At 40.3% G+C, this 24,001-nt stretch carries 24 protein-coding genes and 3 pseudogenes; 22 read left to right on the top strand and 5 right to left on the bottom strand.

Annotation, left to right across the window (positions count from 1 at the left end):
* The first annotated feature begins 7 nt into the window (after positions 1–7).
* The 5 genes and pseudogenes from ACXHJ1_RS23860 (at position 8) to ACXHJ1_RS23840 (ending at position 4,226) form a co-directional block, all read left to right on the top strand.
* Positions 8–1,150, top strand: a complete 1,143-nt coding sequence (locus tag ACXHJ1_RS23860; RefSeq protein WP_107735294.1) for a hypothetical protein — start codon at positions 8–10, stop codon at positions 1,148–1,150.
* A 101-nt stretch (positions 1,151–1,251) separates the two neighbouring features.
* Entirely contained in the window at positions 1,252–1,806 is a 555-nt protein-coding gene (locus ACXHJ1_RS23855) for a hypothetical protein (RefSeq protein ID WP_017426704.1), read from the top strand.
* Positions 1,807–2,128: 322 nt separating this feature from the next.
* Positions 2,129–2,383, top strand: a complete 255-nt coding sequence (locus tag ACXHJ1_RS23850) for a DUF1871 family protein (RefSeq protein WP_167438187.1) — start codon at positions 2,129–2,131, stop codon at positions 2,381–2,383.
* Positions 2,384–2,890: 507 nt separating this feature from the next.
* Positions 2,891–3,436, top strand: coding sequence for a hypothetical protein (locus ACXHJ1_RS23845; RefSeq protein WP_457905325.1), 546 nt, complete (start codon positions 2,891–2,893; stop codon positions 3,434–3,436).
* A 161-nt stretch (positions 3,437–3,597) separates the two neighbouring features.
* Positions 3,598–4,226, top strand: a pseudogene (locus tag ACXHJ1_RS23840) (restriction endonuclease).
* A 37-nt stretch (positions 4,227–4,263) separates the two neighbouring features.
* Here the strand turns inward: ACXHJ1_RS23840 and ACXHJ1_RS23835 are convergent.
* Positions 4,264–4,734 (bottom strand): hypothetical protein, encoded by a 471-nt coding sequence (locus ACXHJ1_RS23835; protein WP_107734386.1) that lies wholly within the window; start codon positions 4,732–4,734, stop codon positions 4,264–4,266.
* A 401-nt stretch (positions 4,735–5,135) separates the two neighbouring features.
* On the opposite strand from ACXHJ1_RS23835, the gene ACXHJ1_RS23830 reads away from it, so the two are divergent.
* From ACXHJ1_RS23830 to ACXHJ1_RS23790, 9 genes and pseudogenes are all read left to right on the top strand, one after another.
* On the top strand, positions 5,136–5,186 hold the full coding sequence (locus ACXHJ1_RS23830; RefSeq protein ID WP_308810692.1) for a hypothetical protein: 51 nt from the start codon (positions 5,136–5,138) through the stop codon (positions 5,184–5,186).
* A gap of 15 nt (positions 5,187–5,201) precedes the next feature.
* The gene (locus ACXHJ1_RS23825) at positions 5,202–5,333 is read left to right on the top strand and encodes a hypothetical protein (RefSeq protein ID WP_258196279.1); all 132 of its coding nucleotides are present in this window, start codon (positions 5,202–5,204) and stop codon (positions 5,331–5,333) included.
* A gap of 652 nt (positions 5,334–5,985) precedes the next feature.
* Positions 5,986–6,321, top strand: coding sequence for a hypothetical protein (locus ACXHJ1_RS23820; protein WP_457905324.1), 336 nt, complete (start codon positions 5,986–5,988; stop codon positions 6,319–6,321).
* Between the two features lie 98 nt (positions 6,322–6,419).
* A pseudogene (locus ACXHJ1_RS23815) lies at positions 6,420–7,221 on the top strand (WXG100 family type VII secretion target); the annotation flags it as partial.
* A gap of 26 nt (positions 7,222–7,247) precedes the next feature.
* Positions 7,248–7,523: a hypothetical protein gene (locus tag ACXHJ1_RS23810; RefSeq protein WP_243208141.1), complete on the top strand. Its 276-nt coding sequence runs from the start codon at positions 7,248–7,250 to the stop codon at positions 7,521–7,523.
* Between the two features lie 283 nt (positions 7,524–7,806).
* Complete coding sequence (locus tag ACXHJ1_RS23805) at positions 7,807–8,355, top strand: RNA 2'-phosphotransferase (RefSeq protein WP_457905323.1); 549 nt, start codon at positions 7,807–7,809, stop codon at positions 8,353–8,355.
* Between the two features lie 195 nt (positions 8,356–8,550).
* A pseudogene (locus ACXHJ1_RS23800) lies at positions 8,551–8,666 on the top strand (DUF1805 domain-containing protein); the annotation flags it as partial.
* Between the two features lie 886 nt (positions 8,667–9,552).
* A complete protein-coding gene (locus ACXHJ1_RS23795; RefSeq protein WP_107734382.1) occupies positions 9,553–10,389 on the top strand; it encodes a beta-1,6-N-acetylglucosaminyltransferase in 837 nt (278 codons plus the stop codon).
* Between the two features lie 437 nt (positions 10,390–10,826).
* Positions 10,827–11,129, top strand: coding sequence for a YunC family protein (locus ACXHJ1_RS23790; protein WP_017425931.1), 303 nt, complete (start codon positions 10,827–10,829; stop codon positions 11,127–11,129).
* A gap of 147 nt (positions 11,130–11,276) precedes the next feature.
* On the opposite strand, the gene mtnA is transcribed toward ACXHJ1_RS23790, so the two are convergent.
* Together mtnA and mtnK are read right to left on the bottom strand one after the other, a co-directional pair.
* Entirely contained in the window at positions 11,277–12,386 is a 1,110-nt protein-coding gene (gene mtnA / locus ACXHJ1_RS23785) for an S-methyl-5-thioribose-1-phosphate isomerase (protein WP_457905322.1), read from the bottom strand.
* Complete coding sequence (gene mtnK, locus ACXHJ1_RS23780; protein ID WP_016819586.1) at positions 12,383–13,615, bottom strand: S-methyl-5-thioribose kinase; 1,233 nt, start codon at positions 13,613–13,615, stop codon at positions 12,383–12,385. The genes mtnA and mtnK overlap by 4 nt, the downstream gene beginning before the upstream one ends.
* 310 nt (positions 13,616–13,925) lie before the next feature.
* On the opposite strand from mtnK, the gene ACXHJ1_RS23775 reads away from it, so the two are divergent.
* From ACXHJ1_RS23775 to ACXHJ1_RS23745, 7 genes are all read left to right on the top strand, one after another.
* Positions 13,926–14,396, top strand: coding sequence for a Dps family protein (locus ACXHJ1_RS23775; protein WP_013309551.1), 471 nt, complete (start codon positions 13,926–13,928; stop codon positions 14,394–14,396).
* A 392-nt stretch (positions 14,397–14,788) separates the two neighbouring features.
* The gene (sufC, locus tag ACXHJ1_RS23770) at positions 14,789–15,571 is read left to right on the top strand and encodes a Fe-S cluster assembly ATPase SufC (protein ID WP_017425928.1); all 783 of its coding nucleotides are present in this window, start codon (positions 14,789–14,791) and stop codon (positions 15,569–15,571) included.
* A gap of 23 nt (positions 15,572–15,594) precedes the next feature.
* Positions 15,595–16,899 (top strand): Fe-S cluster assembly protein SufD, encoded by a 1,305-nt coding sequence (gene sufD / locus ACXHJ1_RS23765; protein WP_107734381.1) that lies wholly within the window; start codon positions 15,595–15,597, stop codon positions 16,897–16,899.
* A complete protein-coding gene (locus ACXHJ1_RS23760; RefSeq protein ID WP_107734380.1) occupies positions 16,896–18,119 on the top strand; it encodes a cysteine desulfurase in 1,224 nt (407 codons plus the stop codon). Before sufD ends, ACXHJ1_RS23760 begins: the two co-directional genes overlap by 4 nt.
* Positions 18,109–18,531 carry a Fe-S cluster assembly sulfur transfer protein SufU gene (gene sufU / locus ACXHJ1_RS23755; RefSeq protein WP_013309555.1) on the top strand — a complete coding sequence of 141 codons (423 nt, stop codon included), beginning with the start codon at positions 18,109–18,111 and terminating at the stop codon, positions 18,529–18,531. The genes ACXHJ1_RS23760 and sufU overlap by 11 nt, the downstream gene beginning before the upstream one ends.
* Before the next feature lie 30 nt (positions 18,532–18,561).
* Positions 18,562–19,959, top strand: coding sequence for a Fe-S cluster assembly protein SufB (gene sufB / locus ACXHJ1_RS23750; RefSeq protein WP_016819590.1), 1,398 nt, complete (start codon positions 18,562–18,564; stop codon positions 19,957–19,959).
* A 257-nt stretch (positions 19,960–20,216) separates the two neighbouring features.
* Positions 20,217–20,579 (top strand): YmaF family protein, encoded by a 363-nt coding sequence (locus ACXHJ1_RS23745; protein WP_016819591.1) that lies wholly within the window; start codon positions 20,217–20,219, stop codon positions 20,577–20,579.
* Positions 20,580–20,791: 212 nt separating this feature from the next.
* Here the strand turns inward: ACXHJ1_RS23745 and ACXHJ1_RS23740 are convergent, their stop codons facing one another.
* Positions 20,792–21,631 carry a manganese catalase gene (locus tag ACXHJ1_RS23740; RefSeq protein ID WP_016819592.1) on the bottom strand — a complete coding sequence of 280 codons (840 nt, stop codon included), beginning with the start codon at positions 21,629–21,631 and terminating at the stop codon, positions 20,792–20,794.
* 227 nt (positions 21,632–21,858) lie between these two features.
* Between ACXHJ1_RS23740 and ACXHJ1_RS23735 the strand changes: the two genes are divergently transcribed.
* Positions 21,859–22,713: a manganese catalase family protein gene (locus tag ACXHJ1_RS23735; protein WP_457905321.1), complete on the top strand. Its 855-nt coding sequence runs from the start codon at positions 21,859–21,861 to the stop codon at positions 22,711–22,713.
* A gap of 143 nt (positions 22,714–22,856) precedes the next feature.
* Here the strand turns inward: ACXHJ1_RS23735 and ACXHJ1_RS23730 are convergent, their stop codons facing one another.
* On the bottom strand, positions 22,857–23,921 hold the full coding sequence (locus tag ACXHJ1_RS23730; RefSeq protein WP_019686830.1) for an HD-GYP domain-containing protein: 1,065 nt from the start codon (positions 23,919–23,921) through the stop codon (positions 22,857–22,859).
* Positions 23,922–24,001 lie beyond the last annotated feature (80 nt).

Below are 24,001 nucleotides of genomic sequence, written 5' to 3'. Positions count from 1 at the left end.
ATTTTAGATGAAAAAGCATTTAGCAATTGCGGGGTTGGCCTTAATTATAGGTATGGCTCCTCTCACCTCAGTAAAAGCAGAAGGTAGTGCTGTACCATTGGATAAGGAGATCATCAAACAACAAATTGACAAGGATCGTATTGATCAAGTGAATTACCATCTTAATGAACTTGCACACCTGAACAAGACAGATCAGAATGACTACTTAAGCGAGTTTGGTATTAAAGTGAATAAAAAAAGTATTTCTGCATCTGAGTCTACATACAATAATGAATCATTAAAAGATGAGTTTGAAAACATATTGGATAATGCCTATATTTATACAATGGATGATAATGGATTTGTGTATGACAAAAATGGGGAAGTTGTTAATGAAATTGATTTAAATAAAAAGGAAGAGGGTGTAGAAAACAATATTGCTCTACAAAGAGCAACTATCGATCCCAATATTTTAGGCTCTAATAGTGGAGCTTTTGCTAGACAAGTAACGGCTACTGGATATAAAGGTATTAGAACAACGTTTACTTTACCTTCCTATCCTGCAATTAATGCACCTAATGGAAGTGTAGCTGGATATTTATATAATGGTATAGATGTGCTTTCTTCTTCTTATTTGAGTGGGTTTAAGCTTGAAGCTGGGTTACAGTATAGTCAAGCACAAAACAGCTATACTGCGGTTATTCATCCGCAGGGTACGCTACAGAATCCTATTCCAGATGGTTCCACTAGTGTTCCTCCTAGATACAAAGCAGGTACTAATGTTATAAGCAATGTTTTTTATGATACTACTACTTCGCGTTTTAAGTACTTTGTGAACGGAACTAATGTTAATGGTACAAATCAGTACCTTCTCTTTACTTATTCAAAACCACTGAGTAGCTCTGAGGTTTCTAATTTAGTTGTTAAAAGAGTTACAGCTTTAGCTAAAGAGAATTATTCTGGTGGTGACATTGGTAAAGTAACGGTTAATTATTCTGGTACTGAGGTTACGAGAATAGATGGATCAACAACTGATTTGACACAAGGCATTTTAAGTAGTCACACGTATAATGGAAAAACGTTTGGTACGTGTGATACGCCTAGTGGAGCAATAAGTAAATCTGGTAGTGTACCTTACCAAACAGTAACAGTTAATACTGTAGGTTTCTAAGTATATTGTAGTGTTAGGTCGGTGCCTGTATATGTTTTGAAATAGGTATTGACCTAACTAAAGTTATCAGCTACTTAATGAAAAGGTTTGGAGGGATATTTATGAGAAAAATAACATTCTTTTTATTATCTTTTTCTTTGTTTTTTGTTTTTGGAGCAAGCATACAAGCAGCAGGTGTTAGTGATTCAATAGCTAAAAAAGCAGACCATGCGTACAACTCAAACCTTAAAAACACTGCTTTAACAATCTCATATAAGCAAAAAGGGAAACAATTTAATTATAAGTCCCGATATATACCTATAAAAGATTTATTTGGTGGTTATGTCGATTCAGTTTCATGGGATGCTAAGAAGAAGGTAGCGCTTGTAGGAAATCAAGGGAAAGTGTTTGTATTGAATGTCTCGGGGAAAGAAATAACTCCTTTAAGTAACCAAATAGTTGCACCGACAGAATGGACACGTATTTCAAAGGGGAGCGTTGAAATAAAAGCATCAGTTATCGCTTATGTTTTTGATAGATACGGTAACACTTATAAAGATAAAGAAAGAGAAGCTTGGAGAGAAAAACTTGATTTTTTAGATATAAAAGAAACGGATGGTTTACCTGGTATAAGAGATGGCTATCTTCATGTTTCTCTAACATACAATGACAAATGATATTTAATTAGGTGTAGTCAACTTAATGACTACACCTTTTTTGATATTTGTGAAATATTTTTTCTTCCAGTTATATACTACATAATTCCTCTAATCATACTTTAGAAAGAATGCAAGAGCGAGGCGTAACCAAAGAAATGGCAGATTCTTGAGTGGAGAATGGGAAGGCCCTTTCCCAGAATAATGGTAGTAAGCATTTGTTTTTTTCAAAAGAAGGTGCTGCTGTAGTTGCTAACGACGGGACACTTGTTACAGTTATTCCTAAGAGTATGCATAAAAAACACTATCTAAATCGTTATTTGGAGAGTAGGAGTGTATAGAAATGAACGATGATATTGTACAAATGATTAATGAATGGAATCCCGTCGAAATATATCCTCTATTAGAAGATGAATATTATTCAGAAATACGTAGAATCCATGAAAAAAGTAAGGAAACAAACTCTGTTGAAGAATTAGCAAAGCAGATTCATTCGGTATTCGCTCAATCTTTTAAAAAGAAATTCGACAAAAGTATTGAAGAATGTCGGTCAATTGCTGAAAAGATAATTAATTGTTACAAAATAATTTATTTTTGAGCTTGCTCCCTTAACAATAAATAGGAGTAAGCTTTCTCCATTTGAGCTTGCTACAAGCAACTCCTATAACGGATAGAACGCACAAATTAAAATAGGAAGAAAGTATTTGGGTACTGACGGGAATTTGTATAGGAGCAATCAGCAAAATATTACCCATATACCAGTGGATCTTGGAATTAAAGATAGTAGATGTATATTCTTTAGTTGTTGTTAATTGAACTTAAAAAGTAGCTATAACTTGATGGAAGAATCTTTAAACAAAGATTTGGATGAAGATAAGGGAAATCATCGAGGAAACTATAAATGAAATTGGTGAAGAGAGTTCAGAGCTACGTTCCAAATGCTTGAAAAAGTATTTAATGAATTTTGTTTATTATTTGTTTTGCATTTCTACTGTAATCATTCTAACGCTTCTTTAAAAATATCATGATAATAAAATAAGATATATTGTCTATTCCCTTCATTTCCCTTATGATAATTGTACTATTACCAGACAAGGGGATACATATGAAGAAAGCTATTTTATTAATACTCATGTTTATTGTTTTAATTCCATCACAAGTATTGGCGGCAACATCTACAAAAGCAATGTCAACAAGTGAAATCGAAAGAATATATTTTGAGAATTACAAAGATCGTGTAAAAGAAATTAAAGCTGCAGAAAAAAAGCTTAATGCTGTCCTGGGGGCAGAAGTTCGTGAGTTAACTCAGAGATTAAACCAAGCAACTGCGCGGTATAAAAACGAAGTGAAAAATAAGTCTAGTAAAGTGGTAATAGCTCAAGCCAAGGCTGATTGCGATAAATTAAAGAAGCAGCTCAGCGTGGCAAAGGTGGAACTAAGTAAAAGTATTAAAAATTACAAGCGAGAAAGTGACCAAGTTTTAAAGGATATTGCAAAACAAAAAGCAGACCTTATAAAATTCATTAAGAATCATACGGCAGGAAAAGATAAACTTACGGAGTCTGAATTTAGCAAGCAAGTTAATGGATATATTATGTCGATCGACAATTCATTTACTGGAGCTTTAAAAACATTAAGGGAAGCTGAATAATAGGAAGTGAGGCAGCAGGTATTACCTGTTGCCTTTTTATTTAGACTCATTTTTGTTTCTAATCTACTATATTTCTCTGAATTTTAATGGTAAATTGTACCTATTATTTGTATTATAAGAAGGTGTATAGAAAATAATTGAATATCTAAGGAGGAGCAGAGTTGTACATATTTATAGTTGTTGGTGTCATTGCTGTATTACTTGCTTTGGCTCTGTTACGTTTTCTTAAAAGGCCTAAAGTCCAAGAGCGATATAAAGTAACGCAGGATATTGATCCTTACAAAATCGGCATAAGCGAGATTGGTCGTATGGAAGATGGCAAGGATTTTGAAATTTATTTGTGCAAGCTGTTCAATTGCTTGGGTTATAGTGATGTGTATAAGACACAAGACAGTAGAGATTTTGGAGCAGATTTGGTATTTACGGATCGTGAGGGATACCGTAATGTCCTTCAGGCCAAACGGTATGCAGTCACTAATCCTGTTGGGTTCAAGAAGTGTATAGCTGTATGCGATTTTACAGAGCTAAGAAATCTATTGTGATTACTTCAAGTAAATACACAACCTCGTGTGAACAGTTAGCCAGTTATAATGAAGTGAAGCTGCTGGATCGCAATGATTTAATTCGAATGATTGAGCTATTCAAAGAACAGCAGCACAGCAAAGTAAAAGATATCATCGAAGGAGATCCTTTTTTGAGTCTAGATTCATGGGATGATTATAGGAATAACAGTAAAGTGATTAAAAAGGATCGTAAGACTGAAAAATACCAGAAACAAACTGTGTTGTGACGAAGGAAAACGGGACCGGAACGGATAGGGAACCCCCTTACCGGTCCAGTTTTCGCTTTATCAGCAGTAAGTCCCCGTCAGCTTCTTTCCAAAATTCACCCAAAACGATATAGGGCTTCTCTTTTATATCTATTTTTCGTAATGATTCCAATTCTGAACGTGTACCTTCAATTGAAATATTCTCAACTACTCCAAAATGCTTTTTTACATCGCTTGGCAGTTGAAAATCTAATGACGCTTCTACCTGTTCAATTTTATGTAAAGATGCGCCGCCATCCAAAACATCCGAATTACTGTAAACGTTTCTAAGCGAAGTCGCAAACTTTGGATATGTCTGGAATACTTGTGGTATCTTTTTGTTAAGATGGTCAAGTTGAATTTTATCCTGCTCTTTTTGAATCTTGCAAAAGGCTTTGAATTCAGCTCCATAGTGTTGTTGGTATAGAGCGGAATTCGAATGGAATGTTTCTCGCCGAAAGATATTCGACGGCTCTCTTTTGGCTGGCAAGGATAGGCACCCATCGAAAGTCGTGCTTGATGGTTTTTGAGTTTAAGAAAAACGCCACGGGATAATTGTTTTCCAATTGAACTTTATTTTCTTCCCACCATGCTTGCCGCTCTTCTGGAGACAGCTCGCATTGAGCTAATTGAACGAATGTCTTTTCAAATTTTTCTACCAATTCACAACCCTCCAAAAAACATCAAGTTATTGTTTTTATTCTTATGGTAGTCTGTTTTCTGGAAAAAGGGAACTAAAGGGTGTGATAACAAAACCGCACAAGAATTACTTGATAGTTATTCTGGAGAAGGTGATATGTTTAAAGCCGGACGAGAAAGGATTGATTTCGGAAAATCTACTAGGAAATACTATAATAGAAATACTGGTAGCTCGAGGAAACAACAAAAGGAATTATTCATTACAATAGAGATGGCGCACATATTGTACCAGCAGCGCCCTAAACCAAGGAGGAATATATGGGATATGATTCTTTAATTAAAGCTATTATTTCAGTACCAAAAGAAGAACTAACAATTCATTGGGGAAATGGATTAAAGATTATTGGTACTAGGGACACCATCTATGAAACAAACAATAATTTAGGATGAAGATGATAATGGGTTCCTTGAATATGATGCTGCGGTTATTGACGTTAAATAAATAGTATCTAAGCCAAATAACGATGAAGGAAGTATATATAAATGGTTATAAAAGGGAAAAAGTTCCTTTATTTAAATTTCTCTCCATGACGCCCCCCCTAGCATGATCACATCTTCTGAAGGGTCTCTTATTTGGAAAAATGAATAAGTTAGATCATCCTTCTCAATTGAGTATTTTCCACTGAGTTGAGGATGATCTTTCCCTTACGAAACTTTAAGGGCATTGATTTGTATATTTATGTTGGGTACATCAATAGTGTGGAACCATTTGTCGTAGTACTGAATGATAATGTTATACAACGATAAACCTGAAAGTGAACCAGCTAATTTTTATTTAAGGTATTACTTAAAAAACACTTTGTAGTTAGGTTAAGCGAAGTAGTAAAAGAAGAAAGCAAACTCTTAAATTTCAACTGGAAAAGCACGACAAGCTATAAGCTATATATCAATTAAAGGAGAGGATTCCATGAAAAAAGGCATAAAAATTAGCGGAGCAGTTTTTGCTACTAAAGGTAACATTGATCACGAAAATTTATTGATAAGTTTATAGAGTTGTTGAACCTAATGGCTGGGAATTTGGTGATGGAGGGTGAGGAAAGAAGTGAAGGTTAAATTAAAATTTTTGGGGTTGGCTGTCCTTACTGTTACGTTTGCTGTAGTTATTAGTAATAATGTTTTTGCTAGTGATGATACTTCAGAAGAAGAAATGGAGAGTGTTACAAAAGCAGTAGTCCCTGATAGTGTATTAGAAGGACTTAATCATCCTGATAAAATTTATACTAAAGATGCATTATTTATAAAAAAACCGCAATCTCTCCATGATGAAGATAAATTCAATCAAGATGAAATAGTCTACGACGTTTCAAAGACTACGGATAAAACAAAAGCCATCATTCAATATGACGCTACTTATATCAAGGAAGAAGACAGTAAATAGATTTGTGTAACTAAAGCATTTGAAGAGTTAAGTTGAATAATTAGAATATCTAGGGCGACTTCGGTTGCCCTTTTTATTATGTTCAATTTATCCAAGTCTTTTCCAACACTATGTCATATGGTATTCCAAAAGGAATGTATCAAGGGTACATGGAACGGGCAGATAAACAAAACGATTCATGGAATGACATGCTCAATTTCGGTACATTTGGAATAACGGGTATGATTCAGGGAGCAATTAATTCTACCAATAACACTGGGCTAATATGATCGGTACAGCAGGATTGTTTAGAGGAGTTAGTTCAGTTATTAAGCCTAAAATTGGGTTATCAGGGTCTATAAAATATACTCCATTAAAAGATGGAACTACCCGATAATAGAAGAGGCGGACAATGCAAGAAAAATTATTGATACTAATGGCCTGCGTAATGAAGTGCCTTTAACTGTAGCACAAATTGAAGGTTTAACTCAGTATGCAAAAAAATTAGGGATGCCACAAGAAAATATCCGTGTAGCGGGGCCTAATGACACATCTCCTACTGGATTATTATTTGATACGATTCTCAATACAAATAATGATGTATTACCTTCTAATGCGACAGGTAAATTAGCAGCTAATAGCCGGATTACTGGTCATGGAACAATAGCGCATGAAGTTGTCGGACATTATGAAGTAGGACTAACAAGGAAATACTTCCAGGTTATGTATGATGAATTTAACGTTATAACTAGGAACTTTGCACTTGACGAAGCCCAAGCAAGTATCCGAGCTGCACAATTTGCTCCTGATTTTACCCAATTAGAAAGAATCATGCTATTAAGAGATGGAATTACTAGATTAAAAAACGAAGGCATCAAAATTAGGGAAGTTAAAGATATACTGTTCATACATGAACGTTAGAATGGAGAGGTTCTCTTTTGGGGATTATGAAGTTAGACGATATTATTAAAACACCCAATAAAAAAATCATTTTAATTGGAACAAATCTTGGTTTAGATAAGCAGGATCATACCAATTTGAAAGGTTTGATAGGTTCAAAAATACAAGTAGATAAGATAGATGGAACGAAATGCGAACTGGACGTATTGGATATAAGCATTTCTTTCTCCATTGCTAACCATCCGCTAATTGGAATTAATGTAAAGGATTCAGGAGACATTGAAGATATAAAAAAGGGAACACAGATAGTACGATTTTTGTAAAATAAATTAAGCGAATATTATGTTGATGAAGACTGGTATGGGGAAAATTCATGTGAGAATCTAACTATTTTAATATAATAAAGTACATTATTAGAGAGGAGGGGGGATTTATGAATCGGAAATTTTTTATCATGGCTTTAATCAAAGGTGTTTTCGGGTATTTCCTTGTGGATTGGGGCTACATTTCCCTTATCGGAGGTTTGGTGCTTTACTTCACAAGGCGTTATGAATCATCGGATAGGTTATTATAGATAGACAAATATTTTATTAGAAGGAGTATATCATGTTAACACCAAAACAAGAAGAGAGCCTCAGTAAATTTATGAGTAAGATTCTTAGGCATACACCAGAACAGTTTGGTCTTGAGCTAGACCATGAAGGTTATTGTGACATTCAAGACCTGATTCAAGGGATAAAATCAGAGAACAGATGGTCTGAGGTCAGTGAGTCGGATATCAAGCAAGTAGTAAGCCATTGTCCAAAGCAGAGATATAAGATGGTTAATGGGTACATAAGAGCTAATTACGGGCACAGTGCTGGCAGATTAAATTATGAGGAAGCTACTCCACCAACGATTCTCTATCACGGTACAAACACAAAGGTAATCCATAACATTTTCACCGAAGGAATTAAGCCGATGGGGAGAAAGTATGTACATATGTCTGAATCGCTTGAGTTTGCAATTTTAGCAGGCAAAAGACGTGGAGAACTCGTGATCCTCGAAGTCGACACAGCAAAGGCATTAGCTAATCAAGTGAAGTTTTATAAAGCCAACCATGGTGTTTGGCTTGCCGATTTGGTGCCACCACAGTATTTAAAGAAGCTTGAATAAAGCATAACTCCAGAACATTAACGACGATCATAGAGACTAGATGGAACGATTCGTCTAGTCTTTTTAATATCGCCTGTTTTGCTGTACATACATCATCCTCCTAAAATTTTGAATGTATCCACGGGTGTCCACACCCACCTGCAAATGCCGCATAAAATATTCCGGATGAACAAAGAGGAGGTGCATGTAATAACCATGATACACATGGAACCCATTCAAGTGGGTGAGCATACATTTATCGGAGTCGAGGTCAAATTGCCTAAAACAACGCTGTTGACGACTCCAACTCCCGTGGTTACATCATGTGTGGTGTGTCTAAGATGTACCGAATTTGGGATAGTGAAATTTTTCGCTTTTTAAGCCGTAAAGTCAAACGGGACAAGCTTTCATAGCAATTTTCATTTACTGATCTGTACTGATTCATTCTATTAAAATCTTATAAATGACTGAATTTTGTGACCGCTTTTCTGACTTTTGGAGGAGGGAGAAGCATGTGACTGTGCATCTCACTCCTGTGAGGTCTGCCTAAATGGTTGTTTGAGTTAATTCAAGGTATGGGGGGAGGTATAAATGATTCTCGAAGAATGATAGATTTATTGAACTTAAAGGTCGGCCTTAAAACGAAGATGAGGGCATATAAGGATTATATCATTGTAAAATGATTGGGATTAAAAAATTATATTCGAATAAGCGTGTTGTTATATGGTATATTACTCCTATTATTAAAAGTTTATTCTATAGGAAAGAGTGATGTATATGAAGGACAAGATGACAGTTTTAGTTTTTGGTGTGCAATAGGAATTTTATGTTCACAGTTGGGACAATAATGGCAGCTAACTATAAAAGCATTGATCTGGAAGTAAAGTTTTAGCAGATTTTTTTAGATGGGAATAACCCTATATAGGCTAAAACTCGTTACAGATAAATACTTTCATATGGTACCATCCCTACCTTTTTCGTGCATATGAGATTGTAATTGGAAATATGACAGTAGAGCAGGACATACGGCAATATGGGAGTGGTACAATTTAGATATGAAAACAGGTAAAGTTACATCTATGTTGGTAACTTCAACGAATTAAATAATATTGAAGGAAAAATACAAATTTACTGTACAATGAGTGAATTGATTCCTAATAACAATGGCAATAGCCCAAAAAAATGACTGTTTCATAAAAGGAAAGAGAGTGAAGTTTAATGATTGCTTATTTTATATTGGCGCATCAACAACCAACAATGTTTCAGCGTATGCTCTCAGCTATCTATGATTCTAATAATTTATACTTGATACATGTTGATTCGAAAAATAGTGATATGATTAGTCTGGTACATCAAATATCAAATAAGTTTAATAACCTCCGAGTTATGCCTTCTAGATATTTAACTTTCGCAGGGTGGTCTTTAGTCCAAATTGAATTAGAAGCAATTAAAGAATTATTAAACTGGAGCTCTGACTGGTCGCACTTTATTAATTTAAGTGGTCAAGACATGCCGTTAGTAACCCAAGAACAGATAAGTGATTTTCTAAAAGAAAACTCGAATAAAAATTTTATTAACTATCAAATTGCTTCTGAAGCAGATCGAAGAATACATTTCAATAGTTATTTTGTTGAAGATTTCGGACAACTTAAACGATTAGGAGAAAGGAATCCCTTTGAAGAATATTTTCAGGATAACATTAAAGCTTATAGAGGATCTCAATGGAAAATCATAACACGTAAACTCGCAGAATATTCAGTTACTTCTTCGTTTTCTTATGAATTACAGGACTATTTTAAATATGTATTAATTCCAGATGAAACATTTTTTCCAACCTTAATTTTAAATTCTCCTGAATCTACAGAAACGATTATTAACAATAATTTAAGATATATTACATACGTAAGAAAGGAGAATGGCTTTGCGGGTGCAAGTATTATAACAATGAGTGATTTGCTGCATATTTTTAATTCAGATTCTTTGTTTGCTAGGAAGTTTGATGATCAAATTGACTCAACAATAATTTCATTAATAGAAAGCACTCTAAAGAAATAGTTTTTTGTATACAAGACATTTTTAGTAATAGACACTGAGAAAAGTTTGTATAAAACTTTGCCATCCAGTTGCCATCTATATTGACGGTTGCTGGATTTTTTGTATCTAAATACGACGAATCGAAGCATTGCAACCTGTCGATTAACTTTAAGAAATATGACATGATTGTTTAAATCCCTCCAATACCAAAATAAATATTCAAATAAAGAAACGGATAGAGATTAGGAAGCGTTTCGAAGCTACTCGCATATGATGAAGCGCTCAAACAGCATGAAATATGAAGTCAGGGAGATGCCGAATTGCCTGATTTGCTGTAAGGCTGTTTTTCAACATAAAAAGAATTCCTTAATACACAAATTTACACGGGTGTCCACACCCACCTGCAAATGCCGCATAAAATATCCCGGATGAACAAAGAGGAGGTGCATGTAATAACCATGATACACATGGAACCCATTCAAGTGGGTGAGCATACATTTATCGGAGTCGAGGTCAAACTGCCTAAAACAACGCTGTTGACGATCTCCAACTCCCGTGGTTACATCATGTGTGGTGCGCTGGATGTCGGATTGCTCAATGAACGACTGGCGGATCGGAAAATTCTGGCCGCACGTGCTGTAGGGGTAAAAACACTAAAGGAACTGTTGGAAGCACCAATGGAGTCAGTGACGACGGAAGCTGAGCAACTTGGAATTAAGCCAGGGATGCCAGGCTATGAAGCATTATTGAAACTGGTGTAAGAAGACTAGTAATAGTTGTTGGATAAAAGCAAAAAAGAAAAAGTTAAAAAACCGGGCGCTACGGCTCCGGTTTTTTCTGTGAAATTTTTCATTCTATCGAGTGGAACTATTTGAATTATATACGAAGTGTATAACCTGCAAGAACAATTAATCGGCAAACAAAGCGGTAAGGTTCTCGCTAAAGGGGGCTTGGACAATTCCTTTTTCGGTAATGATGGCGGTAATGTACTCATGTGGTGTAACGTCGAAAGCCGGGTTGTAGACTTTGATACCTTGTGGGGCAGTTCTTTTGCCAAAGCTCTCGGTAACTTCCTCCGCAGAACGCTCCTCAATCGGAATATCTGCGCCTGTAGCGGTCTGTAAATCAATGGTAGATAGTGGCGAAGCAACGTAAAAAGGTATACCATGCGCCTTCGCCAACACTGCCAGGCTATAGGTGCCGATTTTGTTGGCCACATCCCCATTAGCGGCGACTCTGTCTGTACCGACAATGACAGCTTGCACCCATCCTTTAGACATCACCATGCCTGCCATATTGTCACAGAGCAGGGTGACATCTATGCCTGCCTGCTGAAGCTCAAAGGCGGTCAGACGCGCACCCTGCAATACGGGGCGGGTTTCGTCAGCAAATACTTTCAGGTGGATACCGTTCTCCTGAGCCAAATACATAGGCGCGAGCGCTGTTCCGTATTTCGCTGTTGCCAAGCCGCCTGCGTTGCAATGAGTGAGTACGCCCATCCCATTCTCGAACAGAGGTAAAGCATGGATGCCGATTAGGCGACAAACTTCTTCATCCTCTGCCTGAATGGCTATAGCTTCACGCTCCAGCCCTGCATTCCAGTCTTCGATCTGGCCCACCTCAGCCTCTGTGACGAGTTCGCCGGCTCGCTTCTTCATGCGGTCCAGAGCCCAGAACAGATTTACGGCAGTCGGCCGTGAGGTAGCCAAATGTCCGCACACTACGTGTACATGCTCCAGCCACCCAGCAGCGTCATTGCCTCGATAGGAGGCAGCACCCAGTACAACACCATAGGCTGCGGCCATCCCGATGGCGGGGGCACCCCGTACCTTCATGGCATGGATGCCATCCCACACTTCTTCGGTGGTGAATAAATCCAGCATGACTATCTTTTCGGGCAGTAGACGCTGATCCAGCATGGACAAGTGGTTTCCCTTCCATACCAGTGAAGAGAGAGCCTGTTCAGACACAGTTGCTTCATGGGAGGATGCGGGGAGAGATTCTTTATTTTCACTCATATGCGTGATGCTCCTTTAGTCTGGGTCGCTGTTGCTGTCCGAACAATATCTTCTAGTTCCCGGATCGAATGAAGCTCGCGATTGCGGAGAACCAAGGCTTTTCCGATCGATAACGCGAGACGTTCCGCAGCTTCCTTGATATCAGGATCGGCAATGGTATCGATATCCGCCACATGCGACAGGCTGATGATCCGGCGGATCACTTTGCACCCTGCAAAGCCAATCGTATCTTGCAGTACTTTCTGGAGGTATAAGTCCTGATATCCGGGTGTACGTGCCAAATGATCGGTGACGTGCTCGTTCCACAGTGTACGAAATCTGCTCTCAAACTGCTCCCATACTTGAATGACGGTCTCCAGGAGCCAGTCACGTCGTTCCTTTAGCGCCGTCTCGCTAGAAGTCCATCCGGGCTGTGCTGCGTAGTTCAACAGCAGATTGGCGATGACCGCTCCGATATCAAACCCCATGGGGCCGTAATAGGCAAATTCAGGATCAATGACTTTAGTCGATTCAGCTGTTACAAAAATACTACCTGTATGGAGGTCGCCGTGTAGCAGTGCTTCTGTTCGTGTCATAAACTTTTCTCGCAGCAAAGCTACTTCCAGATGAAGGATCTGATCTGTACGGAGTGCCTCTGCTTCGTCTTCAATGTACATACCATAGTTGTTATTATCTGAAAATCGGTAGGGTTCATCCAAAATCAGATCCTCAGTTATTTTGCAGAGTTCAGGGTTAATAAAGCGTTTAACCAGCTCTTTTTTAGCCTGCTGATTCATGCCCAAATCTGAGGTGAAAAAGAGCGTGCGTGCCAGAAATTCCCCAATATGATTAGTAAAAAGAGGGTATGTGTTGCCTTCAATTAGTCCCTTGCGCATGATTGTGTGTGAGCTAAGATCCTCCATCACGGTTAACGCAAGCTCATCGTCATAGCCTAGTACCGCAGGAACCAATTCGGGGCAAAGCTGGTGCTCCTGCTGAAGTGCCTCGCGTTCAATACGGGCGCGATCCAGCGACAACGGCCAGGATTCACCCACAATTTTTACATAGGGAAGTGCCTGCTTGGCAATGATACTCTTGTTAGATTTGGAATCTGTAATATGAAAAACCAGATTTAAGTTGCCATCGCCGATTTCTCGGCATTCCAGATGAGCTTCCTGGCTAAAAAATCCGGGAATGTTCTTCACGAATTCGATTGCTTCTTCGGTCGTTAAGGGATGGTATTTGGACAATGAGGTCACCTCCGTAAATTGCGCACATGTAAATGGTAAGAAAAAAACATCACAATATTAAACCAAGTATTTTGATAGGATAGAGAAAGTATAACGAAAATCACTGAATTTTTGTACATTTTTTTTATGATGGATTGGAAGAGGTGGGCTTCTTCTTTTTGTTTCGTCTCTGTATAGAAAGGGTAAATATGAAACAGACGTCCGGCAGGTGATATTCAAATGCCCGCTGGCGTCTTACCGTCAGCAGGGACGGTGATGAATACGTAAACGCTTCTGAAAGTCAATTTGATGAAAAAGGAAGGGATTTATGATGGCTAAAACAACAAGTAACTCGAAAAATACGCAAACCAAATCGGTGGAGGAACTTTTAAACCGTCAAGTCGCTAACCTCAATGTGTTATATGTAAAAATTCATAACTATCACTGGTACGTAAAAGGCTCCAGCTTTTATACACTCCATGTTAAATTCGAAGAATTATACAATGAAGTGACATTGAAAATGGATGAGATTGCCGAGCGCTTGCTTGCCTTGAAAGGTTCTCCTTCCGCAACATTGAAGGAATACCTGGAGCTGTCCTCAATTCAAGAGGCTACCGGTAATGAAGATGCTCCAAAAATGGTGCAAACCCTGATTGAGGATTTTGCGACGGTATGTGAGGAGTTTCAGGAAGGTATCGAATTGGCGGAAAGTAATTCCGACCAGCCTACTGCAGATTTGTTGATCGGCTACAAAGCAGATTTGGAGAAACACATGTGGATGCTTCGCTCTTATTTGGGCTAACTCATCAGGCTTTCGCACTAAAATAACCCCTTTACATGTAAAACGCTACTGACGTCAAGCTGTCAGTAGCGTTTTTATGGCTAAAAAAGAGATTATGTATCCCATGGTTTTTGTACTACACTATAACTATGTAATCATTCGAAGGATGTATTTTGCCATTTGTGTGATTGGTAGGATGAACATTTTATGAAGAAAGGTGGATAACGTGCGTCTGTTGGTTGCACCCTTAAAGATATTTATTATAAAATAACTTGAGAATCATTGAGAATCAGTTTAGAATGATTATAAATAAATTTTTAATTATTACATTTGCTTGAAATCAGGGGGCTCCCCTGTTTAAATATCTTTCTGATTTCGACACCACACTACATTTTTTGGAGGGTATTGCGAATATGGCTACAAACTTTAAGATTGAAGGTCTCAAAGCGACCATTGAAGGTAAAGAAATTTTGAAGGGGATTAACCTCGAAATGAAGGGCGGAGAAATCCACGCCATCATGGGTCCTAACGGAACGGGTAAAAGTACGCTCGCATCTGCTTTGATGGGTCATCCTAAATATGAAGTCACAGATGGCAAAGTAACTTTGGATGGAGAAGACGTGCTGGATATGGAAGTGGATGAGCGTGCACGTGCAGGATTGTTCCTGGCGATGCAGTATCCAAGTGAAATTGCAGGGGTAACAAACTCCGACTTTTTGCGTAGTGCTATCAACGCGCGCCGTGAAGAAGGACAAGAGATTTCCCTGATTAAGTTTATCCGCCAAATGGAAGGCAAAATGAAAGAGCTTGAAATGAATCCTGAGTTTGCTCACCGTTACCTGAACGAAGGTTTTTCCGGTGGTGAGAAAAAACGGAATGAAATTCTGCAAATGATGATGCTTGATCCCAAAATTGTCGTTCTGGACGAAATTGACTCCGGTCTGGATATCGATGCTTTGAGAATCGTAGCTAACGGCGTAAACGCTATGCGTTCTGAAGACCGTGGCTTCCTTGTGATTACTCACTACCAACGTCTGTTGAACTATATTAAACCAGATTATGTACACGTAATGATGCAAGGACGTATCGTTAAATCCGGTGGTCCTGAGCTTGCTGAGCGTCTGGAAGCGGACGGTTACGACTGGATCAAGGAAGAGCTGGGTATCGTTGATGAAACTGTAGGACAAGAGGCGTAAGCCGGAAGCGAGGAGGAAAACTGATGACAACACAAACAATCCTTCCGGTAGATTCCGAGCAACTGCGTGTTCTGTCCGAACGTAATGGCGAGCCATCTTGGCTGGCCGAAGACAGACAAAAAGCACTTGAGCTTGCAGGCCAACTGGAGCTTCCGGTATTTGAAAAAACAAAAATCGAACGTTGGAATTTAAATGATTACGGTCAACATAAATTGAGCGAGGTCATTGCATCTGTAGGCGAGGTTCCTGCAGCCATTGCTGATCTGGTTAAAGAACAGCAGGAGGGCGGTCTGATCATCCAGCGCAACTCTGGTGCGGTATATGTGAAGCTGAGCGAGGAATTGGCGGCGCAAGGCGTCATTTTCACGGATTTGCAAACGGCGGTCAAAGAGCATGCTGATTTGGTCAAAGCTCATCTGAACACTGTTATTAAGGCTGAAGAAAATTCATTGTCGGCATTGCATGCAGCACTCTGGAACGGTGGAGTATTTGCTTATGTGCCTAAAAATGTAGAACTGAACGTACCGCTTCAAGCTGTGTTCCTCACGGATGATGCGACTGCAACTTTTGCGCCGCATGTACTGCTCATAGCTGAAAACCATAGTTCCGTGACGTACGTAGACAACTATGTATCTGCAGATTTGGCGGCACCTGTTCTTCATAACGGTGCGGTAGAAGTGGTTGCGAATGCAGGCGCTAAAGTACGCTATGCGACAGTGCATCAGTTTGGAGAGCAAGTAACGGATATTTCCATTCGTCGTGCCACGCTCGGAAATGACGCTGCTATCGAATGGATTGTAGGCGAAATGAACAACGGCAATACAGCGAGCAATACCATGTCTGTGCTCAAAGGCAATGGCTCCAACTCGGATGCCAAGGTTATTGCTGTAGGTTCTGGTTCACAAAAGCTGAACTATACGACACAAGCACAGCATTTTGGTAAAAATTCTGCTAGTCAGATGATTACACGCGCAGTTATGCGTGAAGAAGCATCTTCCATCATTAACGGAATTACGAAAATTGAAAAAGGCGCTACCAAAGCAGACGGTCAGCAAACGGAGCGTGTACTGATGCTCAGCCCGAAAGCACGTGGTGACGCTAACCCGATCCTGTTGATTGATGAAGATGATGTAACGGCTGGACACGCAGCCTCGGTTGGTCAGGTTAACCGTGAGCAAGTGTATTACTTGATGTCCCGCGGAATTAGCCGTGCAGAAGCTGAACGACTGATTATTTATGGCTTCCTGGCACCTGTCGTATCTGAAATTCCGCTCGAAGGACTTCAACATCAGCTGCAAAGCCTTGTTGAAAGGAAGTTAGGCCAATGAACACTGCATTGATCCGTGAACAATTCCCGATTTTACATCAGGAGATTAACGGTCATCCGCTGGTTTATTTGGATAATGCGGCCACTTCGCAAAAGCCGCTAGCGGTCATCGAGGCGATCAAGCACTATTACGAGTTTGATAATTCGAATGTACACCGTGGTGTGCATACCTTGGGTAGCCGTGCTACGGATGCTTATGAAGGTGCGAGGGAGAAGGTAGCCCGTTTTCTGAATGCCAAGCGCAGTCAGGAAATCATTTTTACACGCGGGACAACAACCGCGCTGAATCTGGTGGCTTCTTCTTACGGTAGAGCTAACTGTAAGGAGGGTGATGAAATTGTCATCACTCCGATGGAACATCACAGTAATCTGATTCCGTGGCAACAGGTAGCCAAAGCCACTGGTGCGACTTTAAAATATATTCCGCTTCAAGAGGACGGTAGCGTTGATCTTGCAGACGTGGAGAAAACCGTCACAGAACACACAAAAATTGTTGCGATTGCGCATGTCTCCAATGTGCTTGGCGTTGTGAATCCGGTCAAAGAGATTGCTGCTATTGCACATCGCAAAGGTGCAGTTATCGTTGTCGACGGTGCACAAAGTACGCCACATATGAAAGTAGACGTGCAAGACATAGATGCTGATTTTTATGCTTTCTCTGGTCACAAAATGTGTGCTCCTACAGGAATTGGTGCACTCTACGGCAAGAAGGCGTTGCTGGAAAACATGGAGCCCGTTGAGTTTGGCGGTGAAATGATCGACGATGTGGGATTGTATGAATCCACATGGAAGGAGCTACCTTGGAAATTCGAAGGTGGCACCCCGATTATTGCTGGGGCAGTTGGATTGGGAGCTGCCATTGATTTTCTGGAAAGCATCGGACTAGACGCCATTGCACAGCATGAGAGCCGTCTATCGAATTATGCACTCAAACGTCTCCGTGAAGTGGAGGGTTTGACGATCTACGGACCTGCTGAACGTCATGTCGGGCTTGTAACATTCAACTTGGATGATGTGCATCCGCATGATGTAGCTACTGTACTGGATAGCAAAGGGGTGGCCATACGTGCGGGCCATCATTGCTGCCAGCCATTGATGCGCTGGTTGAAAGCCAGTGCAACTGCACGTGCCAGCTTTTACCTCTATAACACGGAAGACGATATCGACGCTCTGGTCAGCGCCTTAATCCAAACGAAGGAGTATTTTGGCGATGCAACTTGATGACTTGTACCGACGCGTGATTATGGATCATTATAAAAATCCGCGCAATCGCGGACGTTTTGAGGACGATGCTGTTACGGTGGATTTGAATAATCCTACGTGTGGTGACCGGATATCCCTTCAACTCAAAACGAAAGACGGCGTAGTCGAGGATGCCCGTTTTACAGGTGAAGGCTGCTCGATTAGTATGTCCTCGGCTTCGATGATGACAGAAGCGGTCAAAGGAAAAACGATTGATCAGGCCTTGGATATGGCGAGTCGCTTCTCCTCTCTGATGAAGGGCGAAGCGGTCGAATTTGATGATTATGAAGAATTGGAAGCTTTGTCAGGGGTCAATAAGTTCCCGGCTCGCATTAAATGTGCGACATTGGCTTGGAACGCGCTGCGCAAAGGGATTGACGAAGATAAATAATTTAAATAGAACAGAGGAGGTTTGAGAAACATGGCCAAGAAAGCACCGGAAATGGAAGAGTATAAGTATGGCTTTCGTGACGAGCACAAGTCCATTTTCCAAACAGGTAAGGGTCTCACTCCGGAAATTGTAAAGGAAATCTCCAAAATTAAGGGTGAACCGGATTGGATGTTGGAGTTCCGTCTGAAAGCATTGAAGCAATTTGAAAAAATGCCAATGCCAAAATGGGGCGGAGACATGGATGAACTGGATTTCGATGATATCCAGTACTATGTAAGACCTTCCGAGAAGCAAGGGAAAACGTGGGAAGAGGTTCCTACAGAAATTAAGGAAACCTTTGATAAACTAGGGATTCCTGAAGCGGAACAAAAGTTTTTGGCTGGTGTATCCGCACAGTATGAATCCGAGGTTGTCTACCACAGCATGCAAAAGGACCTGGAAGAGCAGGGTGTCATTTTCATGGATACCGATACAGCGTTGCGTGAGCATCCTGAGATTCTGAAAGAGTATTTTGCCACAGTCGTACCTCCTGCGGACAATAAGTTTGCGGCCCTGAACAGTGCGGTATGGTCAGGCGGTAGCTTTATCTACGTGCCTAAAGGTGTGAAATGTGAAGTTCCATTGCAGGCTTACTTTCGTATCAACTCGGAAAACATGGGTCAATTTGAGCGTACGCTCATTATTGCTGACGAAGACAGCTTTGTGCATTATGTAGAAGGCTGTACAGCTCCAATTTACAGCACGAACTCGCTGCATAGTGCTGTGGTTGAAATTATTTGTAAGAAAAACGCACGCGTTCGTTACACAACGATTCAGAACTGGGCACCAAACATTTACAACCTGGTAACTAAACGTGCGGTTGCTGAAGAAAATGCAACGATGGAATGGGTTGATGGCAACATCGGTTCCAAGCTGACAATGAAGTATCCTGCCGTTGTATTGAAAGGTCGTGGAGCGAAAGGGATGGTCTTGTCCATCGCTGTTGCAGGCAAAGGCCAGCATCAGGATGCAGGTGCGAAAATGATCCACTTGGCACCAGATACTACATCCACCATTGTATCCAAATCGATCAGTAAGCACGGTGGTAAAGTAACGTATCGCGGATTAGCTTCCTTTGGTCGTCAGGCTCAAGGTGCAAAATCGAATATTAAGTGTGATACGTTGATTTTGGATAATCAGTCAACTTCAGATACTATTCCTTATAATGAGATCATGAATGACGATATTACACTTGAGCACGAAGCAACGGTGTCCAAAGTATCGGAAGATCAACTCTTCTATCTGATGAGCCGTGGTCTGACCGAAGCTGAGGCAACACAAATGATCGTTATGGGCTTCATTGAGCCGTTCACCAAAGAACTACCGATGGAATATGCGGTAGAAATGAACCGCTTGATCAAGTTCGAAATGGAAGGTAGTATCGGTTAAAACGCGGTAACCCTTGGTGAGACAAGGTACTTGAGGTAATTAAAGCTGTTTAATCCGAGTCGTGCCGATTTTGTGCCGACTCGAATTTCCTTTTAAATGTAGAAGGCGAACTTTTTAAGTTCGTCTTCTTCTTTTTTTCTAATGCCATGTGAAACCAAAAATTTATTGTTAGGACTGCAGATAATCGCCTAGCACGTAACTATGTTTGCTTAATAGGATACTGTAAAAACTGCAAAACATAAGGAGGCAGGCAACGGATGCAGAAGAATAAACCTGTAGTCAAGAAGAAAACAATCTCAGCTAAACAGACACAGAGGCATGTACATGAATTTGAAGGTAGTACCAAACTGGCTGAAGCAGGCGCAGACCGACATAACCACCGCTTTGCAGGTGTTACTGGGCAAGCGATTCGAGTTGGAAGAAGTCATGTCCACGAAATTGATCTTACGAAAACTGATTTTGTGAACCATTTTCATAATCTGAGAAGGATTAGAACAGGACCAGCTATTCCAGTCGGAAATGGAAAACACGTACATTTCGTTACGGGCCAGACTACATTAAATGATGGTCATGTACACCAGTTTAATTTCGCAACATTGATTGAGGAACCTCTTGTTTAATGAACGATGGTTTGACTGAAGCAGAGGCCGATTGTGTACCGACTCGGATCTCCTGCTAGTATAGAAGGCGAACTTTTTAAGTTCGTCTTTCTTCTATTTTTTTTGGTTACGTGTAAATACGTGTTTACGTTTGAAGTGGGTTTACAGATCCTTAATAGGTCGACAAAAAGCCAAAGCCGCCCCAAAAGTTGGGACAGCTCGCTTCTACATATTTATTTATCTGAAGTTTTATGGTCTAAGTCATGATGCAACTCGGTTGCTGGTATTTTGGCATTATAGATCTGTCCTTTGGCAATGGGGTTAGAGATGTATACATAGCTTCCGGTTCCATCCGGCGCACTTCCTGTTGCCCACAGACCTTCACTAGATTCTTCGCCTTCTGACAAGTTCCAAAACTCATATGCTTCAGGCTGAGATTCTTGCTCTGCTTCAGGAGGGAAGGAAGCCGGTACCACAACACCATTTTTTTCTTCTAATTCTTGAATTGCCGCCATCCATTGATATTGATGATAGCGGTCGCGTGCTAGCATTTTCCGTAATGTAGCCCTAACGCTTTCGTCTTGCGTCATATGATATAGTCTTGCTACCTGCAATCGACCTTGGCTCTCTGCATGCAGGTTGGACCGCATATCTGCCAAAAGATTGCCACTAGCCACAATGTAAGAACCATTCCATGGAACTCCATTGGAATTAGTAGGCAATCCACCAAGACCGCTGACCAGCAGGTGCTGCGGGTTAATTCCTCCCATAATGGCAGCTGTAACAGGGTCTTTGGCAGCTTGCTCCTGATCTTCTGGTTTAGCCCCATCAAGTAATTGACTAATTAAAGCACACAGCATCTCCACATGTCCTATTTCTTCTGTTCCAATATCCATTAACATATCTTTATATTTTTCATCACCGCGACAGTTAAACCCTTGAAACAAATATTGCATCATCACGGTCATTTCTCCAAATTGGCCTCCCAAAACTTCTTGTACCTGTCGGGCAAATAGAGGGTCAGGTCGTTCTACTTTCACTTCGAACTGCAACTCTTTTTGATGTCTAAACATAATTAGTCCTCCTATAGGTTAAAAGCAGTTTAGTGAATCCATGCTATATTAACCCATTCAATGCGCAACAAAACGAGGATCTGCCTAACCATAAAATCCCCTAATACTGCTAGAATGATAGAATCCTTCATGAAAATAACTTTTCTGGTTCTTTGACTTGTATAAAAATGATAAAAAAGGGTAGCATATGTTTCACTTCAAAATAAAACTCTAAGGGGGTTTTGGTATTGTATTTTTATAAAGAAGATTTAATTAACATAATAGTACCTGATAAACCCGACCCAGCTGCTGCAAAAGTGATTCAGGAGGTATTGGGTGGTCGATTTGGAGAAATGCGTACCATGATGCAGTTTTTCTTTCAAAGTAATAATTTTCGTGGTAATGCTGTTCAATATAGGGATTTGATTCGAGGAGTTTTTCTAGAGGAGCTTAGTCATGTTGAACTGGTCCAACATACCATAAATCAACTTCTGACTGGCTCAGGTGAAGACCAAGCCGGCGATGCTGGAGTTGATCATGCTCCTTTGGATGAAGCGATAAAACATGCCAATCCTCATCATTTTATTATGGGAGCTCAAAGTTCCTTACCCGTTGATGCAAGTGGAAATCCTTGGTTAGGCAGTTATGTCTATTCCCACGGCAATCTGATTAGTGATTTGCTTGATAATCTCGTACTCGAATCTACAGGGGTTCTGCAAAAATCTCGAATTTACGAAATGAGCTCGAACAAAACATTCCGGGAAACATTGGCTTTTTTGATTGTACGGGATAATGCTCATCAAAATGCATTTGCCAAAGCATTAGAGACACTTGGAGTGGATTGGGGAAAATTGTTCCCGGTTCCAAACTACGATATTAACAAATATCCAGAATGCCGGAAGTATGTTGAAATGGGCTTTCACAATGCACAGTTTAATTTTCGATTGGATTCTACCCGTATTGAAGAAATATTCAATGGGCAAACTCCAAGCAGAAACGGTGGGGATTTGAATGTCATTGACCCTCCAGAAGGCTTTCCTCTTCCGTATATGCCTGAATTGCCTAATGAACATAGCCCAGGTCTACAAGATCTTAATTCCTAGGATTAAATATATAAATACAGATAGTAACTAGGCTTATGTCCGTAACACAAAAAGAGGCTGTCCTTTGTAGGGAAAACCTACGGATTAAGGACAGTCTCTTTTCATTCCATACAAACAAAGTAACGCTGGGTGGCAGTGGCAGATCAGGATTCCAGATAAATCTCATCAATGGATACATGGCGTTCCCTGGATAAATCTATATATTCATCATCGTTAATTCTTACTAACGGTCTGAAGTAATCCACAGGATTGTTCAAGATAATGGTTCCTGTCTGGCCTGTAGTCAATAGAACTTGCTTATTAATAAAATTCGGTAGCATATGTCTGATGAACACTTGGGTAGTTTCTGGATTTAGATGTCCAAAACTCATACTGTGCAGCTCGCGTAATACAGTCAGCAACTCCTGCTTCGTCTGATACACACGATTGGAAATCATCGCGCTGTATACGTCGGCAACAGCTGTTATGCTGGCAAAAGGATGAATTTCTTCCTTGAACAGTCCATGGGGGTACCCACTTCCGTCTTCGCGCTCGTGATGCTGCAAGGCGACGATTGCTGAAATCTCATCGCTGGTTGAATTGCGAATAATATCATAGCCATACAGAGAATGTTTCTTCATCTCATGAAATTCTTCAGGTGTCAGTTTACCCGGTTTGTTCAAAATCTCATCCGGTATCATGGACTTGCCTATATCATGTAAATATCCAGCTTTACCAGCGGCATATGCCTCTTCCTCTGTATATCCTAGCCAAGTGGCAATGTAATATGACAGTATACCTACTTGGAGAGAATGATTATAAGTATAGTGATCTCCCCGTTCCATAATTAACAGCAGAGATACGACATCTTTTTGACGAGCCAGTTCTGAAACGAGAGGACCGAACAGCTCATCAACTCGATATTCATCAAATTTTCCAGTTGAGGAAGCTTCGAGGAACATGCTTTCAAAGCCGCTGATCGTCTGCTCTATGAGGGGAACGGCGCGTTTGAGGGACTCGGGGGAAGCTGGAACATCGGGGGCAAAGCCAGCCGGAATGCTCGCAGAACCAGCATCAATGTCAATATAATCGACACCGTGCATAATGAGCTTGGAAATATCGTCATGCTGAAGCTCGGTGCCCTGTATCATGACAGGCACACCATGCCCATTGTATGTATCGGATTTGAGGCGATCGCCCGGCTTGGCATCGGTAACGTGAACTCTCATGCGCTAACCTCCTTATTGTCGTAAATTTGTCGAAAATACGAAACAAACTTAATATATCAAGAATTATATGGGATGACAAC

This window comes from Paenibacillus sp. ALE2 (assembly GCF_054113385.1).
The sequence above is the reverse complement of the archived record's forward strand: the minus strand, read 5'-3'. Positions and strand labels throughout refer to the sequence as shown.